Annotated in this window: 13 protein-coding genes; 7 read left to right on the forward strand and 6 right to left on the reverse strand. The window is 58.3% G+C overall.

Going from position 1 to position 17,232, the window contains the following annotated elements:
- Positions 1 to 10: 10 nt before the first annotated feature.
- The 4 genes from BLU07_RS15290 to BLU07_RS15305 form a co-directional block, all read right to left on the reverse strand.
- Positions 11 to 1,114 (reverse strand): polyamine ABC transporter substrate-binding protein, encoded by a 1,104-nt coding sequence (locus tag BLU07_RS15290; protein ID WP_092388654.1) that lies wholly within the window; start codon positions 1,112 to 1,114, stop codon positions 11 to 13.
- Between the two features lie 99 nt (positions 1,115 to 1,213).
- Positions 1,214 to 2,587, reverse strand: a complete 1,374-nt coding sequence (locus BLU07_RS15295; RefSeq protein ID WP_092388656.1) for an aspartate aminotransferase family protein — start codon at positions 2,585 to 2,587, stop codon at positions 1,214 to 1,216.
- A gap of 22 nt (positions 2,588 to 2,609) precedes the next feature.
- Positions 2,610 to 3,956 carry a glutamine synthetase family protein gene (locus BLU07_RS15300; RefSeq protein ID WP_092388658.1) on the reverse strand — a complete coding sequence of 449 codons (1,347 nt, stop codon included), beginning with the start codon at positions 3,954 to 3,956 and terminating at the stop codon, positions 2,610 to 2,612.
- Positions 3,953 to 4,717, reverse strand: coding sequence for a gamma-glutamyl-gamma-aminobutyrate hydrolase family protein (locus BLU07_RS15305; RefSeq protein ID WP_092388660.1), 765 nt, complete (start codon positions 4,715 to 4,717; stop codon positions 3,953 to 3,955). Before BLU07_RS15305 ends, BLU07_RS15300 begins: the two co-directional genes overlap by 4 nt.
- Positions 4,718 to 5,214: 497 nt before the next feature.
- Here BLU07_RS15305 and BLU07_RS15310 point away from each other — a divergent pair, with 497 nt between their 5' ends.
- The 3 genes from BLU07_RS15310 (at position 5,215) to aguA (ending at position 8,587) form a co-directional block, all read left to right on the forward strand.
- Positions 5,215 to 6,501: a glutamine synthetase family protein gene (locus BLU07_RS15310; RefSeq protein ID WP_231701754.1), complete on the forward strand. Its 1,287-nt coding sequence runs from the start codon at positions 5,215 to 5,217 to the stop codon at positions 6,499 to 6,501.
- 110 nt (positions 6,502 to 6,611) lie between these two features.
- Positions 6,612 to 7,490 carry an N-carbamoylputrescine amidase gene (aguB, locus tag BLU07_RS15315; protein ID WP_092388662.1) on the forward strand — a complete coding sequence of 293 codons (879 nt, stop codon included), beginning with the start codon at positions 6,612 to 6,614 and terminating at the stop codon, positions 7,488 to 7,490.
- A 2-nt stretch (positions 7,491 to 7,492) separates the two neighbouring features.
- Positions 7,493 to 8,587: an agmatine deiminase gene (gene aguA, locus BLU07_RS15320; RefSeq protein ID WP_092388664.1), complete on the forward strand. Its 1,095-nt coding sequence runs from the start codon at positions 7,493 to 7,495 to the stop codon at positions 8,585 to 8,587.
- Here the strand turns inward: aguA and BLU07_RS15325 are convergent, their stop codons facing one another.
- Entirely contained in the window at positions 8,588 to 9,889 is a 1,302-nt protein-coding gene (locus BLU07_RS15325) for an NAD(P)/FAD-dependent oxidoreductase (RefSeq protein ID WP_092388666.1), read from the reverse strand.
- A gap of 168 nt (positions 9,890 to 10,057) precedes the next feature.
- Between BLU07_RS15325 and alr the strand changes: the two genes are divergently transcribed.
- On the forward strand, positions 10,058 to 11,125 hold the full coding sequence (gene alr / locus BLU07_RS15330; RefSeq protein WP_092388668.1) for an alanine racemase: 1,068 nt from the start codon (positions 10,058 to 10,060) through the stop codon (positions 11,123 to 11,125).
- Between the two features lie 178 nt (positions 11,126 to 11,303).
- Positions 11,304 to 13,145: a DUF6531 domain-containing protein gene (locus tag BLU07_RS15335; protein WP_092388670.1), complete on the forward strand. Its 1,842-nt coding sequence runs from the start codon at positions 11,304 to 11,306 to the stop codon at positions 13,143 to 13,145.
- Here BLU07_RS15335 and BLU07_RS17905 read toward each other — a convergent pair.
- Positions 13,121 to 13,345 carry a hypothetical protein gene (locus BLU07_RS17905; RefSeq protein WP_231701650.1) on the reverse strand — a complete coding sequence of 75 codons (225 nt, stop codon included), beginning with the start codon at positions 13,343 to 13,345 and terminating at the stop codon, positions 13,121 to 13,123. The genes BLU07_RS15335 and BLU07_RS17905 overlap by 25 nt on opposite strands.
- Here BLU07_RS17905 and BLU07_RS15345 point away from each other — a divergent pair.
- Both BLU07_RS15345 and BLU07_RS15355 read left to right on the forward strand, forming a co-directional pair.
- Positions 13,331 to 15,334, forward strand: coding sequence for an RHS repeat-associated core domain-containing protein (locus BLU07_RS15345; RefSeq protein ID WP_092388672.1), 2,004 nt, complete (start codon positions 13,331 to 13,333; stop codon positions 15,332 to 15,334). The genes BLU07_RS17905 and BLU07_RS15345 overlap by 15 nt on opposite strands.
- Positions 15,335 to 16,603: 1,269 nt before the next feature.
- Complete coding sequence (locus tag BLU07_RS15355; RefSeq protein WP_092388675.1) at positions 16,604 to 17,071, forward strand: hypothetical protein; 468 nt, start codon at positions 16,604 to 16,606, stop codon at positions 17,069 to 17,071.
- Positions 17,072 to 17,232 lie beyond the last annotated feature (161 nt).

Genomic DNA, 17,232 nt, shown 5'->3' on the forward strand with positions numbered 1-17,232 from the left:
CGCATGGCCATCAACGGCCAGACTTGACGCGGTTCCAGGACCGGGTGACTTCCCGCTGGGTTGCCTGCGGGCGGGGTACCACAACAAACAGCTTCTCCATTACTTCATCGGTCGGATAGACCTCTTCATTGGCCAGAATCTCGGGATCGAGCAGCTCGTTGGAGGCCTTGTTGGGGTTGGCATACACCACATACTCGGTGATCGGCACGATCACTTCCGGGCGCAGGATGTAGTTGATGAAGGTATGCGCGTTCTCGGGGTTCGGAGCATCCGCCGGGATGGCCAGCATATCGAACCACAGCGTGGTGCCTTCCTTGGGGATGATGTAGCCGATATTGACGTCGTTTTCCGCTTCGTCGGCGCGGTCAGCAGCCTGGAAGATATCACCGGAATAACCGACGGCAACACAGATCTCGCCATTGGCCAGGTCGGAGATATAGCGCGAGGAGTGGAAGTAGGTGATGTGTGGACGCACATCCATGAGCACTTCCGTGGCCTTGGCAATATCTTCACTATCGGTACTGTTCGGGTCCAGACCCAGGTAATTGAGCGCCACTGGCAGCATTTCATCCCCGGAATCCAGCATGGTCACGCCGCAATCGGCCAGCTGACTGACAATCTCCGGCTTGAATACCAGATCCCAGGAATCAACCGGGGCATCGTCACCCAGAATGGCCGTCACCTTGTCGACGTTGTAACCAATACCATTTGTGCCCCAGAGGTAAGGCACCGAGTGGGCATTGCCGGCATCCACACTTTCCAGATCATCCAGCAGGGCCGGGTCGAGATTCTTCATGTTCGGCAGTTTGCTGTGATCGAGCTTCTGATACACCCCGGCGCCAATCTGCCGGGTCAGGAAATTGTTCGACGGCACCACAATGTCAAAGCCGGAGCGGCCGGTCAGCAGACGCGCCTCAAGCATTTCATTGGAGTCATACACGTCGTAGGTTACCTTGATGCCGGTTTCTTCTTCGAAGTTGGCAATGGTGTCTTCGGCAATGTAATCCGACCAATTGAAGATTTTCAGTTCACCAGCTGCCTGCGCACTCAACGAACCGGCCATTAGGCCGGCAGTGGCTACCGCCAACAAGGTCTTTTGGGTCAACACTTTCATGGTCTCTCCTTGCACAGACACCGGCCGCCGGCCTGGTCTGTTGTCTGGGTTGTTACTGGCCAGGCCAGTGGGTTTGCTGCCTGTCGGCAACAAGTATAGCTATTCCTTCAGCGCTGCCGCCGTCAAGTCCAGGCAACGCCAGATCAGCTCAACCAGCTGATCGATTTCAGCGCGGCTGATAATCAGCGGAGGTGACATGATCATGGTGTCACCGACCGCCCGCATCACCAGCCCGTTGCGTACACAGATATCACGGCACAGGCCACCGGCTCGGCCATCGCCCGCAAAGCGGGCACGACGGGTCTTGTCACTGACCAATTCAAGGGCACCGAGCAGACCGACACCCCGCACCTCACCCACCAATGGGTGGTCAATCAAGCCAGCGATTCTTTCTTGCAAGTAAGGTGCCGCATCCTTGCGTACATAATCGACAATTCGCTCATCACGCAGGATGCGCAGGTTTTCCAGGCCGACCGCTGCCGCTACCGGGTGCCCTGAATAGGTATAGCCATGGAAAAACTCGCCACCTTCCTCGATCAGGGTATCCGCCACCCGGTCACTGACAATCACGCCACCCATCGGCAGGTAGCCCGAAGTCATACCCTTGGCAATGGGCATCAGATCCGGGGTCAGGTCGTAGTATTGACTACCAAACCACTCGCCGGTGCGACCGAAGCCGCAAATCACTTCGTCGACCACCAGCAGGATCTCGTAGGCGTCGAGGATGCGTTTGACCTCCGGCCAGTAGGTCGCTGGCGGAACAATCACCCCGCCTGCGCCCTGAATCGGCTCGGCAATAAAGGCGGCGACCTGATCGACACCGAGTTCCAGAATCTTCGCTTCCAGTTGCTGCGCCGCCCAGATACCGAAGTCCTCCGGGCTCTGCTCGCCCCCTTCACCAAACCAGTATGGCTGCGGAATATGCACGATGCCCGGAATCGGCAGGTCTCCCTGGGCATGCATGGGTTTCATGCCGCCCAGACTGGCGCCGGCGACAGTCGAGCCGTGATAGCCATTGATGCGTCCGATCACGGTTTTCTTCTGTGGCTGCCCCTTCAGATCCCAGTAACGCCGCACCATGCGCAATACCGTATCGTTGGCCTCAGAGCCCGAGCCGGCAAAGAACACGCGGTTCATATGTGCCGGGGCAATGTCCGCAATCGCACTGGCCAGGCGTACCGCAGGCGGGTTGGCGCACTGGAAAAAACTGTTGTAATAGGGCAGCTCCAGCATTTGCCGATAGGCCGCTTCGGCAAGCTCGGTGCGACCATAGCCGACATTTACGCACCAGAGCCCGGCCATGGCGTCGAGAATGCGGTTGCCGTCGCTGTCCCACAACCAGATACCCTCGGCACGCTCGATAATCCGCGTACCTTGCGCGCCCAGCGCCTTGTGGTCGGTAAAGGGGTGCAGATAATGCGCCCGGTCCATGGCCTGCAATTCGGCGGTATTCAGTGGTGGTGGCTGTATCATCGTAGTCTCCTTGACCCGCCGATCAGACGGACAACAACAGGAATTCACGCTCCCAGGAGCTGATCACCCGCTTGTAATTCTCATGCTCGACGCGTTTTACGGCGACATAGCCGCGGCAGAAGTTCTCGCCCAGATATTCCTGTACTGCCAGGCACTGCTCCATACGCTCCAGCGCCGACTCCAGCGTAAGCGGCAACAGCAGGTTGCGGCGTTCATAGGCACGCCCCTTGACCGGCGGCGACGGCGGAATCTGGCTGATCATGCCCAGATAGCCACACAGCAGGCTGGCGGCAATGGCAATGTAAGGGTTGGCATCAGCGCCCGGCAGGCGATTTTCCACCCGCCGGTTCTGCGCATCGGAATCCGGCACCCGCAGCCCGGCGGTGCGGTTCTCTTCACCCCATTCCACATTCACGGGCGCCGAAGTATCCGGCAGGAAGCGACGGAAGGAGTTCACGTTGGGCGCAAACAACGGCAGCACCTCAGGGATATACCGCTGCAGACCGCCCAGGTGGTGCAGGAACAGCTCGCTCATGCTGCCATCCGGGTTGGAAAACAGGTTCTTGCCGGTCTTGCGATCAATAATGCTCTGGTGCAGGTGCATGGCACTGCCCGGCTCATTGGTGATCGGCTTGGCCATAAAGGTGGCGGTCATGTCGTGTTTGAGGGCTGCTTCACGCATGGTGCGCTTGAACACCAGCACCTGATCGGCCAGTTGCAGCGGGTCGCCATGCCGGAAGTTGATTTCCATCTGCGCCGTGCCTTCCTCGTGGATCAGGGTATCCAGATCCAGGCCCTGGGCCTCGCACCAGTCGTACATATCTTCGAACAGCGGGTCGAATTCATTGGCGGCATCGATGGAAAACGATTGGCGGCCGGTTTCCTGGCGACCGGAACGGCCAATCGGGGGCTGCAAGGGCAGGTCCGGGTCTTCATTGCGCCGGGTCAGATAGAACTCCATTTCCGGCGCGACCATTGGCTGCCAACCCTTGTCGGCATACAGCTTGAGCACCTTTTTCAACAGATTGCGTGGCGACATATCGATCGGATTGCCACGCTTGTCGTAGGTGTCATGGATAATCTGCGCGGTCGGCTCCAGCGCCCAGGGCACCAGGTAGATGGCGTTTTCGTCCGGCTTGCAGATCATGTCGATATCCGCCGGATCGAGCAACTCGTAGTAGATGTCGTCGTCGACATAATCGCCGGTGACCGATTGCAGCAGGATACTTTCCGGCAGGCGCATACCCTTCTCGGAGATGAACTTGACCGTGGGCGCAATCTTGCCGCGGGCAATCCCGGTCAGGTCGCTGACCATGCATTCCACCTCGGTAATCTTGTGCTCTTTAAGCCAGTCTTCGATCTTGTTCATGACACCCTCTTGGCAGCCCATTGGCGACAGGCGTCACCAAAGGCAGTAAATATGGCTTGGTAAAACGGATTCTCGCGCACCTTCCACTCCGGATGCCATTGCACGGCAAAGGCAAAGCCAGCGGCATCACCCACACGAAAGGCTTCCACCAGACCATCATCGGCACGCGCTTCAACCACCAGGCCATCTCCCAGCCGGTCAAGACCCTGGGTATGCAGACTATTGACCATGGCGGTCTGTAGCCCGGTCCAGCGCGCCAACCACCCTTCCGGTTCGATATTCACCGCGTGGGCAGGGCCATATTGCTGTTCCACCGTTTGCGACTTGTCTTCGCGGTGCTCCTGGTAGCCGCCCACTTCATGCAGCTTCTGATGCAGACTGCCACCGTAGACCACATTCATTTCCTGGAAACCGCGACAAATGGCCAATACCGGCAACCCGCGCTCGACCGCCGCACGAATCAACGGCAGGTTGGTGGCATCGCGCTGGGGATCATGCTGGGTTCCCGGATCACTCGGCGGGCCGTTGTAATGGTGAGGTTCGACATTCGACGGCGAGCCGGTGATCAGCAGACCATCCAGGCGTTCCAGCAGCTGGTCGCTGACCAGTTGATCGCCCAGCGCCGGAATCAGCACCGGCAGAGCGTCAGCTCCGTCGACCACGCCCATGATGTATTTGTCACCCACCTGATGAAAGGGATGCAAACCCTGTTGCGTAGTGCAGCAAGGAATACCGACAAGCGGCTTACGTGTGGCTGACATGGAGCAAACACCTGTAGTGAATAACGGACACAAATCCATTGTTGTTCAATTTTTCGTACAATAGCAACAAAAACTCAATGAGACAAAAAGCCCCGAGCGGACACCCGCACAACCCGCTGCGAGAGCGGCTCGAGCGCCGACAACTGCAGCGTTATGCCCCAAAACATGGCGCATGCACCGACACAGCACAGCACGCTTTTTATTGACTCATTCCGGGCTTTGAGATTAACTCGACAGCAGCGCCATGCGTGATTGATATTTTTTACAACCAACAGGTGAACCCCATGCAATCCCGAGCCGGAGCGGATCATGCAGCAGCAAAGTCTGCCGCAACCGGTGCAACTCAGGCTGAAGCCCTTGCCGCCGCCGTCGCCGCCAGCAATCCTGACATCGCCACCGCCGCAGCCGCCGCCTTACGCCCGGCCAGCGTTCAAGAAGCCGAAGACTTTCTCACCGCCAACCCCGACATCCACTTTATTGATCTGCTGATTGCCGACATGAACGGCATCGTCCGCGGCAAGCGTATTGACCGTTCAGCACTGATCAAGGTCTATGAAAAAGGCATTTCATTGCCCGCTTCCATCTTTGCCCTGAATATTCAGGGCACTACCGTGGAAGAAACCGGCCTGGGGCTGGAAATTGGCGATGCTGATCGCATTTGCCTGCCGATTCCCGGCACATTGAAGGTCGAGCCCTGGCAGAAACGCCCGACGGGCCAGCTGCTGATGACCATGTACGAACTGGACCGCGAAACGCCTTTCTTTGCCGACCCGCGTTTTGTGCTACAACAGGCCGTCGATCGCTTTCAGGCGCTGGACCTGACTGTGGTGTCAGCCTTCGAGCTGGAGTTTTACCTGATCGACCAGGAAAACATCAGTGGCCGCCCGCAGCCGCCACGCTCGCCGATCTCCGGCAAACGGCCCAACTCGGTGCAGGTCTATTCCATCGATGATCTGGACGAATACGCCGAATTTCTCGAGGACGTCATCGAAGCTGCCCACGAGCAGGGCATCCCCGCTGACGCCATCGTCGCCGAATCCGCCCCCGGGCAGTTTGAAGTCAACCTGCGCCATGTAGATGACCCGGTGCAGGCCTGTGATTTCAGCGTGCTGCTCAAGCGCGTGATCAAGAGCGTTGCCTATGACCATGAAATGGACACCACCTTCATGGCCAAGCCCTATTACGATCAGGCCGGCAATGGCATGCATGTGCATATCAGCCTGCTGGATAAAGACGGCAAAAACATCTTTGCTCCGGATGCCGATGGCAACCTGAGCGACATGTTGCGCTGGGCGATTGGTGGCATGCTGGAAAGTCTGCCGCAGTACATGGCGTTTCTCTGCCCCAACGTCAACTCGTACCGCCGCTTCAGCCCCAGCTTTTTCGTGCCCTGCGCACCGACCTGGGGCCTGGACAACCGCACCGTGGCAGTACGCGTGCCGACCGGTGACCCGGAAGCCATGCGTATCGAGAACCGCCTCGCCGGTGCCGACGCCAACCCCTACCTGTTGATGGCTGCGCTACTGTCTGCCATACACCATGGCATCAGCAACCGCATTGATCCGCCACCGATGACCGAAGGCAACGCCTACGATCAGCATGAGGCCTCACTGCCGACCAACCTGCGCGACGCCCTGCGCGAGCTGGAGCACTCCCCGGTGATGCAGCAATACATCGGCGAGGAATACCTCGACGTCTTTGTGCTGTGCAAGGAAAACGAGCTGGCCGAGTTTGAACAGACCATCTCCGACCTCGAATACATGTGGTACCTGCATACGGTGTAACGCGCTGCAGGCCAATGACCGGCATGCTGAACCCATGAACCGGCGCGTTTGCAGCACGCGCCGGCTTCACCTATAACTGTGCACTGTCCCCCTGTTTTGGAGCCCTGACCATGTCCCGACCCGTTACCGTTGCCGCCACCCAGATGAGCTGTTCCTGGGATCGCGCCGATAATCTGGCCAAGGCCGAACGGCTGGTGCGTCAGGCGGCCAGCCAGGGCGCGCAGATCATTCTGATCCAGGAACTGTTCGAGACGCCCTATTTCTGCCAGAAACCCAATGCGGACTATCTGCAACTGGCGACCAGCGCGGAAGACAACCCGGCAATCCGGCACTTTCAGGCGGTGGCCAAAGAACTCAAGGTGGTGCTGCCGATCAGTTTTTTCGAGCTGGCCGGACGCGCGCGCTTCAACAGCGTGGCCATCATTGATGCCGACGGCAGCAATCTGGGTATCTACCGCAAGAGCCATATTCCGGATGGCCCCGGCTATCACGAGAAGTATTACTTCAATCCCGGTGATACCGGTTTCAAGGTCTGGCAAACGCGCTATGCCAGGATCGGCGTGGGTATCTGCTGGGACCAATGGTTCCCGGAATCAGCCCGCGCCATGGCGCTGCAAGGGGCCGAGCTGCTGTTCTACCCGACCGCCATCGGCAGTGAACCGCATGACCACTCGATCAATTCCCGTGAGCATTGGCAGCGCGTGCAGCAGGGCCATGCCGGGGCCAACCTGATGCCGTTGATTGCCAGCAACCGTATTGGCCGTGAAGAGCAGGACGATTACGACATTACCTTCTACGGCAGCTCCTTTATTGCCGATCAGTTCGGCGCCAAGGTGCAGGAACTGGACCAGCAGGAAGAGGGCGTGCTGGTGCAGCGCTTTGATCTGGATGAACTGGAGCATATCCGCAGCGCCTGGGGTGTGTTCCGCGACCGCCGGCCAAACCTCTATGGCCCGCTGAAATCGCTGGATGGCAGCCTGGAATCCTGAGCATGCAGACGCTGACCTCGACACCCGGCGCGGACGGTTTTGCCATGCCCGCCGAATGGGCAGCGCATGCGCAAACCTGGATGCTCTGGCCCGAGCGCCCGGATAACTGGCGGCTGGGGGCCAAACCGGCGCAGGCCGTCTTTTTGCGCGTGGCCGAGGCGATTGCCGACTTCGAGCCGGTGACCATCGGTGTGTCGGCAGGGCAGTTTGCCAATGCCAGCATGCGCTGCCGCCACCCGAATATCCGCCTGGTCGAAATCAGCAGTGATGATGCCTGGGTACGGGATACCGGGCCGACCTTTGTGCGCAATGCCGCCGGAGAGCTGCGCGGCGTCGATTGGCAGTTCAATGCCTGGGGTGGTTTCAACGGTGGGCTGTACTGGCCGTGGCAGCGCGATGATCAGGTCGCGGAAAAGATCCTGCGGCTGGAACGCTGCGCCCGCTATCGCACCGAGGGCTTTGTACTCGAAGGCGGCGCCATTCATGTCGATGGCGAAGGCACCTTGATCACCACCGAGGAATGCCTGCTCAACGCCAACCGCAACCCGCATCTCGAGCGCGGTGCGATCGAACAGCAGCTGGCTGATTATCTGGGTGTGCAGAAGGTCATTTGGCTACCGGAAGGGCTGTACAACGACGAAACCGATGGCCATGTCGACAACTTCTGCTGCTTCATCCGCCCTGGTGAAGTGCTGCTGGCCTGGACCGATGATCCGCAGGACCCCAACTACCCGCGCTGCCAGGCGGCCTTGACGGTACTGGAGGCCACCACTGATGCGCAGGGCCGGCAGTTGACCGTGCACCGCATACCGATTCCCGGCCCCCTGCATGCGACTCAGGACGAATGTGCCGGCGTGGATGCCCAGCCCGGCAGTCAGCCGCGTGACCCGTCAATCCGACTGGCCGGCTCCTACGTGAACTTTCTGATCGTCAACGGCGGCATTGTCGCGCCCTGTTTTGATGACCCGCAGGATGCCGTGGCCGAAGCGATACTGCGTGAGCTGTTCCCCGAGCGTCAGGTGGTCATGCTGCCCGGCCGCGAGATACTGCTGGGTGGCGGCAATATCCATTGCATTACCCAGCAGCAACCGGCCTGATCAGAACACTTCTTTCAGCTGCACCCAGGCCATGCCCAGCGCGAGCAGAGGCGTGCGCAGGTATTTGCCGCCGGGGAAGGTGATATGCGGCACCTGGCTGAACAGCTCAAAACCCCGGCTGGCCTGACCACTTATGGCCTCGCCGAGAATCTTCGCCGCCAGATGGGTGGCATTCACGCCGTGGCCGGCATAGGCCTGGGCATAAAACACATTGGGGTGCTCGTCCAGCTGACCGATCTGCGGCAAACGGTTGGCCCCGATGCCGATCATCCCCGCCCACTGGTATTCGATGCGCACGTCTGTCAGCTCCGGGAATACCCGCAGCATCTTGGGTCGCATATAGGCAGCCACATCTTTCGGGTCACGCCCGGAGTAATGGCAGGCACCACCGAACACCAGGCGATAATCGGCTGAGAAGCGGTAGTAATCCAGTGCCACGCGCTGGTCACACAGTGCCATGTTCTGCGGGATCAAGCGGCGCGCTCGGGCTTCGTCCAGCGGTTCAGTAGCAATCACATAACTACCTGCGGGCAGAATTTTGCCACTCAATTCCGGCTGCAGGTCCTGCAGGTAAGCATTGCAGGCCAATACCAGCTGTTTTGCGCTGACCGTGCCGCTGGCGGTATGCACTTTGACTGTCGTGCCATGCTCAATGCGCTCAACCCGTGAATGCTGATGCAGGCGCGCACCCAGCTGCTGCGCCGCCGCCGCTTCGCCGAGTAACAGGTTCAGCGGGTGCAGGTGACCAGACCCCATATCGGTCATGGCACCGGCATAGACATCCGACTGCACGATCTGGTGCACCTGATCCGCCTCCAGCAGCTGCATGTCATGGGTATACCCCAATGCCTGCAACTCCTCGCGCTCGGCACGAAAATCATCCAGATGCTTCGGCTTGTTGGCCAGATCGGCATAGCCCCAGGTCAGATCGCAGTCGATGGCAAATTCAGCCACCCGCTGGCGCACCATCTCGACCGCCTCCAGCCCCATCAGCTTGAGGGTGCGTACACCATCCTCACCCAACTGATGGCTGAACTGGTCGAGGCCATGGCCGACCCCGCGGATCAATTGCCCGCCATTGCGCCCACTGGCGCCCCAGCCAATCTCACCCGCCTCCAGCAGCACCACCGACAGCCCGCGCCGGGCCAATTCGATCGCCGTATTCACCCCGGTAAAGCCGCCACCGACAATGCATACGTCGGCCTCGACTGTGCCTTGCAAAGGTGGGCAGTCAAGCTGGCGATTGGCGCTGGTGGCATACCAGGAGGCAAGCGGCTGGGCGCCGGGCAAGGGCAGTGGCATTGAAGAAGACTCCGTTTGAAATCACGATAACTGTGTCAATAAAAACACACAGCAGCATACCCCAGCCGCATAGTCTGCGGATAGCCCGGCGGCACAGTGACAGCAGATGACGGCAGCGCCGGAATCCCTTATTGTGCAGCCATAACCACCCGCTGCCAGATGAGCACCATGCGCCCAGCCCACGCCCTGATCGACCTTGCCGCCCTGCGCCACAACTACCAGTTGGCCAAATCCCTGTCTGGCCGCAAGGCATTGGCAGTGATCAAGGCCAATGCCTACGGGCATGGTGCGGTAGAGGCTGCAGCGACCCTGGCGGATCTGGTCGATGGCTTTGCCGTGGCCTGCCTGGAAGAGGCATTGGAGCTGCGCCGGGCCGGTATCCAACAACCGATCCTGTTGCTGGAAGGCTGGTTCGAGCCGGCTGAACTGGAACTGATCCAGCAGCATGATCTCTGGTGTGTCATTCACCATCACGGTCAACTGCGCGATCTGGAGGTGGCTGATATCCGCCAGCCGTTAACCATTTGGCTGAAGCTGGATACCGGCATGCACCGGGTCGGCTTCATGCCGGATGAGTATCCGCTGGTCTGGCGGCAGTTAGAGTCCAGTGGAAAAGTGCGGATGCACACCCACATGACCCATTTTGCCCGCGCCGATGAACTCGACTGCGCCGCCACCGAGGATCAGCTGCGCCTGTTCCAGCACAGCATCAACGGCCTGCCCGGTGAAACCAGCCTGTGCAACTCACCGGCCACCCTGGCCTGGCCGCAGGCACATGGCGACTGGCTGCGCCCGGGCATCATGCTCTATGGCGCCACGCCGTTCAGCGAAGCGCAGGAGGCTGCCGACCAGTTGCAGCCAGTAATGCAGCTGGATTCAAGGGTTATCGCCGTACGCCAGGTACCCGCCGGCGAACCCATGGGGTACGGCGCACGCTATATCACCCGTCGCCCGACCCGAGTGGGGGTGGTCGCCATGGGCTATGCCGACGGTTACCCGAGGCATGCCCCTGACGGCACCCCGGTACTGGTCAACGGCCAGCGCACCCAACTGATCGGGCGGGTATCCATGGATATGCTGACCATCGATCTGACCGACCTGCCCGACGCCGGCCTCGGCAGCCCGGTACGCCTCTGGGGCCAGGGCCTGAACGCCAGCGAAGTGGCCGAAGCCGCCGGCACCATCGCCTATCAGCTGTTCTGCAACCTGAACCGGGTGCCGCGGTTTTATCGCTAACTGGGTTTAATCCAGCCATGAAGGCCGAGCCCCCAAGAAAAACCGTGAACTGCATCGCAGTTTGAACATGATCTGATTCCATCACTGGTGGTTTTTGTTATTGTGCCCGTGTCCGCCATGGTCGGCGGTAGTCTGCACAGACTTTTCTGTTTACCTGCAACAACTACAAGGATGTGTCATGTCTGAGTCCAGCGGCATGCCGGCTGGCCATGTCGGCCAGCAAGTCAAAGGCGGTGCCATTGTCACCGGTTCACCCAACGTTTTCATCGGTTGCACCGCCCTCGGCAAGGCCGACAGTGCTTCGGCCTGCAAGCCTCTGTGCGGCGATCCGGTCAACCCGCTGCTCGGTGCCAAGCTGCTGCCTGGCGAAGTCGACTTTGCCTTGCCCGCCCCACGCGTGTTTGCCTTCAGCCGCAGCTACCTGTCCCGTGATGCCCGTGTGGGTTTGCTCGGCCAGGGCTGGTCGGTCACCGGCGCCGGCCTGGAACTGGAATTGCGCGATGACGCTTGCGTACTGACCGATATGCAGGGCCGCAAGCTGACCTTTCCGGTACTGGACCCCGGGCATTATTACTTCTCCGCCACCGAAACACTCTGGCTGCGCCGTGGCGGTATCCCCGAAAGCGCGCCCAATGGCCAGGCCGTTGGCGTCTTCACCCCGTGGGGCCCCAACTGGGCCGGGGTACCCACCGCCCTGCAGCAGGACCCCACTGCGGTTATTCTGCTCTCCGGCGACAGCTTTCTGCACTTCTCGCCCAGTGCCGAAGGCCCCTGGCGCCTGCGCAGCCAATTCGACCGCAATGGCTATGCCACCCGCTACCGCTGGAGCCAGGACGGCTTGCTCACCAGCGTGCAGGACAGCGCCGATCGCAGCTACGCGATGATCTACCAGCCCCGTTCCAGCGTTGGCAGCGTGGGTGATGAGCCGCCCGAGATGCGCCTGGCCGGGGTGATTCTGGCCAACCCCTGCGGCCCGATCCCGGACGACTTCGACCCCACCGCTAACGGGCACGACTGGCTGGTGCGCTATCAGTACAACACCCAGGGCGATCTGATTGGCGTCTACAACCGCGCCGGCGAACAGGTCCGCCACTTTGCCTGGGACCAGCACATGATGGTCAGCCACGGCCAACCCGGTGGCGCTAGCACCGATTATGAGTGGGATACCCTGAGCCCCGAGGGCAAGGTCATCCGTCAACAGAGCCACTCTGGCCTGACCCGCACTTACCATTATCACAGCGACCACACCGAGGTAATCGACAGCCTCGGCCGCCGCGAATGCTACGAATTCACCGGCGAAGGCCCCGACCAGCGCTGGAGCGCCCACCTGCGCGCGGACAACACCCGTATTACCTACAATTACAACGCCGCCGGCCTGCTCAGCGCCATCCATGATCCACTCGAGCGCTGTTTACGCTATCGCTTCGATGCCCGCGGCCACCTGCAGGCCATCACCTACCCCGACCGCAGCTCGGAAAACCATACCCGCGACGAGGAGACCGGCTGGCTGCTGGAATGGTGCAGCCCCGGCAAGCGCCGTACCAAGATCACCCGTGACGAACGCGGCAACCCGATCAGCATCACCACCCCCAGCGGCGACATCACCCGCTACCATTACGATAATCCGGCCCTGCCAGACCGGCCCACCCGCCTGGAAGACAGCAGCGGCGGTATTCGCCAGCTGCAGTGGAACCGCCTCGGCCAGCTCAGCCAGTACACCGACTGCTCCGGCCACAGCACCCGCTACCAGTACGATGGCGAAGGACGCCTGACGGAAGTCCGCAGCGCCCTCGACCAACCGGTGCGCTACCACTACGACAGCGCCGGCCGCCTGATCCGCCTGCAACGCCCGGATGAGCAGAGCCTGCAATACCAGTACGACGCCCTGGGCCGCCTGATCCGCCAACAGGGCCCCGGCAACCAGCAGCGCAGCCTGCGCTGGAACCCGCGCGGCCTGCTGCTGGAAGAACGCGACAGTGCCGGGCGGACCCTGCACTATGAATACGACCAGGCCGGCTGATCCAGCTGACCAACGAGAACGGCGCCCACAGCCGTTTTAGCTACGACGCCCTCGACCGCCTGATCGAAGAGGTCGGCTTCGATGGACGTACCCAGCGCTACCACTACAACGACGCCGGCGAACTCATCGCCCAGGAAGACAACAACGGCCAGACCACCCATTATGACTACAACCGCGCCGGCCGAATGATCGCCAGACACCTGCCCGCCACCGACAGCGCCCCGGCCCAGACCGAAGCCTTCGAATGGAACCCCGATGGCCAACTGCTCGGCGCCGAGAACACCACCCTGGGCATCCGCATCGAACGGCACTACAACCGGCTAGGCCAGCTCAGCCTCGAAGCCCAGCACCTGGGTGACCACTGGAGCTGGCAAGCCAGCCACCAGTACGATGCCCGTGGCCGCCGCGAACAGAGCCAGCTGGGCGACATCCCTCCCATCGACTGGCTCAGCTACGGTCCCGGCCACCTGCTGGGGATCAGCAGCGGCCCGCTGAGTATCCACTTCGCCCGCAACGCCCTGTACCAGGAAACCCAACGCGAACTCTACACACGAGGTGAGACCGACACCCACCAAGTGCACCTGCACCAGCGCCAGTACGACGCCCTCGGACGCCTGGAACAGAGTCAACTCAAACCCTCGCCCGACAGCCCCGGCGCCCTCCACTGGAAACGCCGTTACCAGTACGGTAGCCAGGACCAACTCCAGCAGCTGCAGGACAATCGCCACGGACGCATCGACTATCAGTACGACGCCAGCGGACGACTCACCGGCAGCCTGCATCAGCAGTCAGAACAGTCCAAACAGACTCAAGCTTATCGCTTTGATGCCGCCGGCAACCGCCTTGATCACGGCCCGCAGGCCGGGGCCAAACCCGAAGACTGGGCCGCCACCGTCGCCGCCAACCTGCACAACCCCGACTTCAACCTGCTGGGTGAAGGGAAAAGCCAACCAGCCCCCACCGCCGCCTGCTGGCCGGACAACCGCATCCTCAGCCACGAGGGCGAGCAGTACCACTACGACCGCATCGGCAACCTGATCGAACGGCTCAGCCCCGACGGCAGCCGCTTACAACTCGGCTACGACGGCGCCAACCGCCTGATCCGGCTGGAACGCACAGCAGCCAACGGCGAACGCTGGACCGCCGACTACGGCTACGACCCCCTGGGCCGACGCCTCTGCAAACAGGTCGAGTACACCGACACCAGCGGCCAAACACACCCCACGCAGATCACCTGCTACGGCTGGGATGGCGACCAGCAAAGCGCCGAAGCACGATTAACCGAGGACGGCGAATGGCAAATGCGCACCACCCTGTACGAACCCGGCAGCTTCGTACCGCTACTGCGCATCGATCAGGACAAAACCAACAACGACCCCATGCTGCTGCAGGTCAAACGCCAACTGGCCAGCGCCGGCGAACCCATGCCGGATATGCTGCGCCAGGCCCTGGCCGAAGACGCCAGCGAACCCCGCTACGCCAGCTACCACACCGACCACCTCGGTACCCCGCTGGCCCTCACGGATGAACAGGGACAACTGCTCTGGGAGGCCAGGCCGGATGATTGGGCCGCCATCAAGAACGAACAAGGAAACACCGAACAGCCGATACGTTTTCAGGGGCAGTACGAAGACGAAGAAAGTGGGCTGTACTACAACCGCCATCGTTACTACGATCCAGCACTGGGAAGGTATGTGAATCAGGATCCGATTGGGTTATTGGGCGGGATTAACCATTACACTTATGTCGCTGGAAATCCAGCCAACCTAGTCGATCCCTTTGGATTATTAACTCGGGACAACTGTGAAGCACTAAAACGGCTGATTGAATTTGATGATAAGCAGTCAAGCCCTCGCGGGGTTTTGTATTCAAGCGATTATAATGCATTGAGTTTTAGTGAAAACATACTGGCTTTAAATGCAGACTTCCCTTCTATAGGAGGGCTAGTGGATATTGACTGGATGCTTCGCAGTGCAGGCGGCGGGCTGGGGGTGGTCCCAGGCCTAGCGCATGGCATATATGGCGCAGGAAAGGGGGTGTGGAATATTGCGAACATCAAGCCACCTTGGTTTAATATGTCACAAGAAGGCAATGCGAATGCGCCAAATGCAGCAATGATGTGGTTAATGAACGGAATCCCACTACGTGAAATTTTTGCACCTGCGTTAGAAGAGTGCAGCTGCCCATGAGTGATATAAATTTTAAGTGCAAGCACCGATCTAAAATAAGTTGGCTTGCTCTTTGGGTCTTGGTGGAACGCGGACATGGGAAATGCCCTGCTTGCGGGAGCCATATAAAACCCTCCCCAGTGCAAGTGATGATGGCGAATATTATCTTAGTAGTAGCTGTAATATTTTCAGTTGCACTCAGCATCCAAGCCCGAAGTTGGATGCCATATCTTCTTGTACCCGTGCTTTATGTTACAGGTCGGATTGTACTGATAAATTTTGGTAGCATAGTCGAGACCGAGAGGCCAGATAAATTTTCAGTGCTTTGGTTTGCTATGTTTGCTGGCTTTATACTGTTATTGCTCCTGATTGCCAAGTCCATATAAAAGAAATCGCAAACTCTTGTCGTCAAAACTTTTCTTTACCTACGCTCTACACTGTTGAAACCACTAAAAGCAAGTGCAATACAGCACCGCAGCTTTGTACCGCTATATTATGAATTTTTTCAAAAAACTAGAATGCCCCAACTGTGGAAAGCGAGCAATGCCGGCTTTTAAAAAAGCACTTGTATCCCCTGCACGTGTATACAGATGTAACTACTGCTCCGCTTATATCCGAGTTGAGATCAAGCATGCCCTAGGGATTACTTTTGCTGGAATTGGAGCCGCGAAATCAGTGGCAGCCCTGACGGGGTCATCAGAGGCTGGATTCTTCTTTGTTTTGCCTTTTTTAGTTCTTTCATATGTTCTTTTAGTGCCATTTAAAGTTACAAAAAATCAATAAAAATATTTTAGAGTCAAAAGTAAAGCATGAGCCTGGAATCACCAACTCTTGGTCAGGGGCTTAATGCATGGAACGACATTTTAATAGATGCGATTTGGTGAGGTCGTGAAAATAATAATTAAATTATTTATAGAGATATTTGCAGTTATCGCATTTTCTTCAATGCTGATATATTCCATTTTTTACGGCGGTGAGCTGTACAGCTCTCGAGGGGAGCCTGCGTCATTCGATTCGTCACCAATCAAGTACATATTTAATTTTTCTATTAATCTTCTGATTATCATTGCTTTTGGTTTAAGTGGTTACTTTTCGTATAGAAAGATCAGCAAGAATAGAAACAGAAAGTCAAGGCTACGCAATCTGAGTTCTGGTCGAGGAGAGTGCAGGTGAAACGGTGTAAGCTGTCTATCATTACACCCTGACAAGAGACAGTATTCGTGACCTGCTGCGCTCCTTGGAACAAAAATCTCTGTGTTACAGGAAGCTACAATTAAAAGGCGTCATAAAATGAACTTTAAAATTTTTTTAATATGTTTGATTTTAGCCTTTCAAGGATGCAGCAATAGCGAAGAACTTGAAATAGCAATGAGATTCTATGATGGTTATTATCCTGAAAACGCCAAAGAAAGACCCGCCTTGCACGAGCGTTTTTCCGAAGAAGAAATAACACTTTTGCTAGAAGCGTTTTCGCCAGAAATCTACTCAACACTATCGGTTATAGATACTCTCGGCATGCCCAATATTGCGCTAACATATTTAACAAAAAATATATCCAAGACATACACAACAACTGTATATATCTATCTGGATGAAAAGCTGGAGGTGGTCAATGGAAAAACAATCACAGAAAAGAAATCCGTCTCCATGTATTTTGACGAGGAAGGGCGGCTCATTTGGCTTCGAGCGGAGCATTACGACATCTCTGAAGGGAAAGAAAATGTGGAAGCTAGAGGCAAATATTTCACCTACCTATAGTGCGGCTGTCTCAGGCAGTAGCTTTCAACTCCTTTGAAGGTTCAAGTTTACCATCCTATGTCAGCTTAATTTCCAGTTATCCGGTTTGTCTGAAATCACATCACAGGGCTGAGCGAAGTCTAAAGGATCAACTGAAAAAAGAGCCGCAGGGTTTTCAAAAC

Source organism: Halopseudomonas salegens, from assembly GCF_900105655.1.
Taxonomy (GTDB): domain Bacteria; phylum Pseudomonadota; class Gammaproteobacteria; order Pseudomonadales; family Pseudomonadaceae; genus Halopseudomonas; species Halopseudomonas salegens.

What these genes read in the sequence shown, in the direction of transcription:
- aguA (WP_092388664.1), top strand. Translation starts at nt 7,493, where the DNA reads ATGCAGACGCTGACCTCGACACCCGGCGCGGACGGTTTTGCCATGCCC.
- BLU07_RS15355 (WP_092388675.1), top strand. Translation starts at nt 16,604, where the DNA reads ATGAACTTTAAAATTTTTTTAATATGTTTGATTTTAGCCTTTCAAGGA.
- aguB (WP_092388662.1), top strand. Translation starts at nt 6,612, where the DNA reads ATGTCCCGACCCGTTACCGTTGCCGCCACCCAGATGAGCTGTTCCTGG.
- BLU07_RS15290 (WP_092388654.1), bottom strand. Translation starts at nt 1,114, where the DNA reads ATGAAAGTGTTGACCCAAAAGACCTTGTTGGCGGTAGCCACTGCCGGC.
- alr (WP_092388668.1), top strand. Translation starts at nt 10,058, where the DNA reads ATGCGCCCAGCCCACGCCCTGATCGACCTTGCCGCCCTGCGCCACAAC.
- BLU07_RS15335 (WP_092388670.1), top strand. Translation starts at nt 11,304, where the DNA reads ATGTCTGAGTCCAGCGGCATGCCGGCTGGCCATGTCGGCCAGCAAGTC.
- BLU07_RS15310 (WP_231701754.1), top strand. Translation starts at nt 5,215, where the DNA reads ATGAACGGCATCGTCCGCGGCAAGCGTATTGACCGTTCAGCACTGATC.
- BLU07_RS15295 (WP_092388656.1), bottom strand. Translation starts at nt 2,587, where the DNA reads ATGATACAGCCACCACCACTGAATACCGCCGAATTGCAGGCCATGGAC.
- BLU07_RS15300 (WP_092388658.1), bottom strand. Translation starts at nt 3,956, where the DNA reads ATGAACAAGATCGAAGACTGGCTTAAAGAGCACAAGATTACCGAGGTG.
- BLU07_RS15305 (WP_092388660.1), bottom strand. Translation starts at nt 4,717, where the DNA reads ATGTCAGCCACACGTAAGCCGCTTGTCGGTATTCCTTGCTGCACTACG.
- BLU07_RS15345 (WP_092388672.1), top strand. Translation starts at nt 13,331, where the DNA reads ATGATCGCCAGACACCTGCCCGCCACCGACAGCGCCCCGGCCCAGACC.
- BLU07_RS15325 (WP_092388666.1), bottom strand. Translation starts at nt 9,889, where the DNA reads ATGCCACTGCCCTTGCCCGGCGCCCAGCCGCTTGCCTCCTGGTATGCC.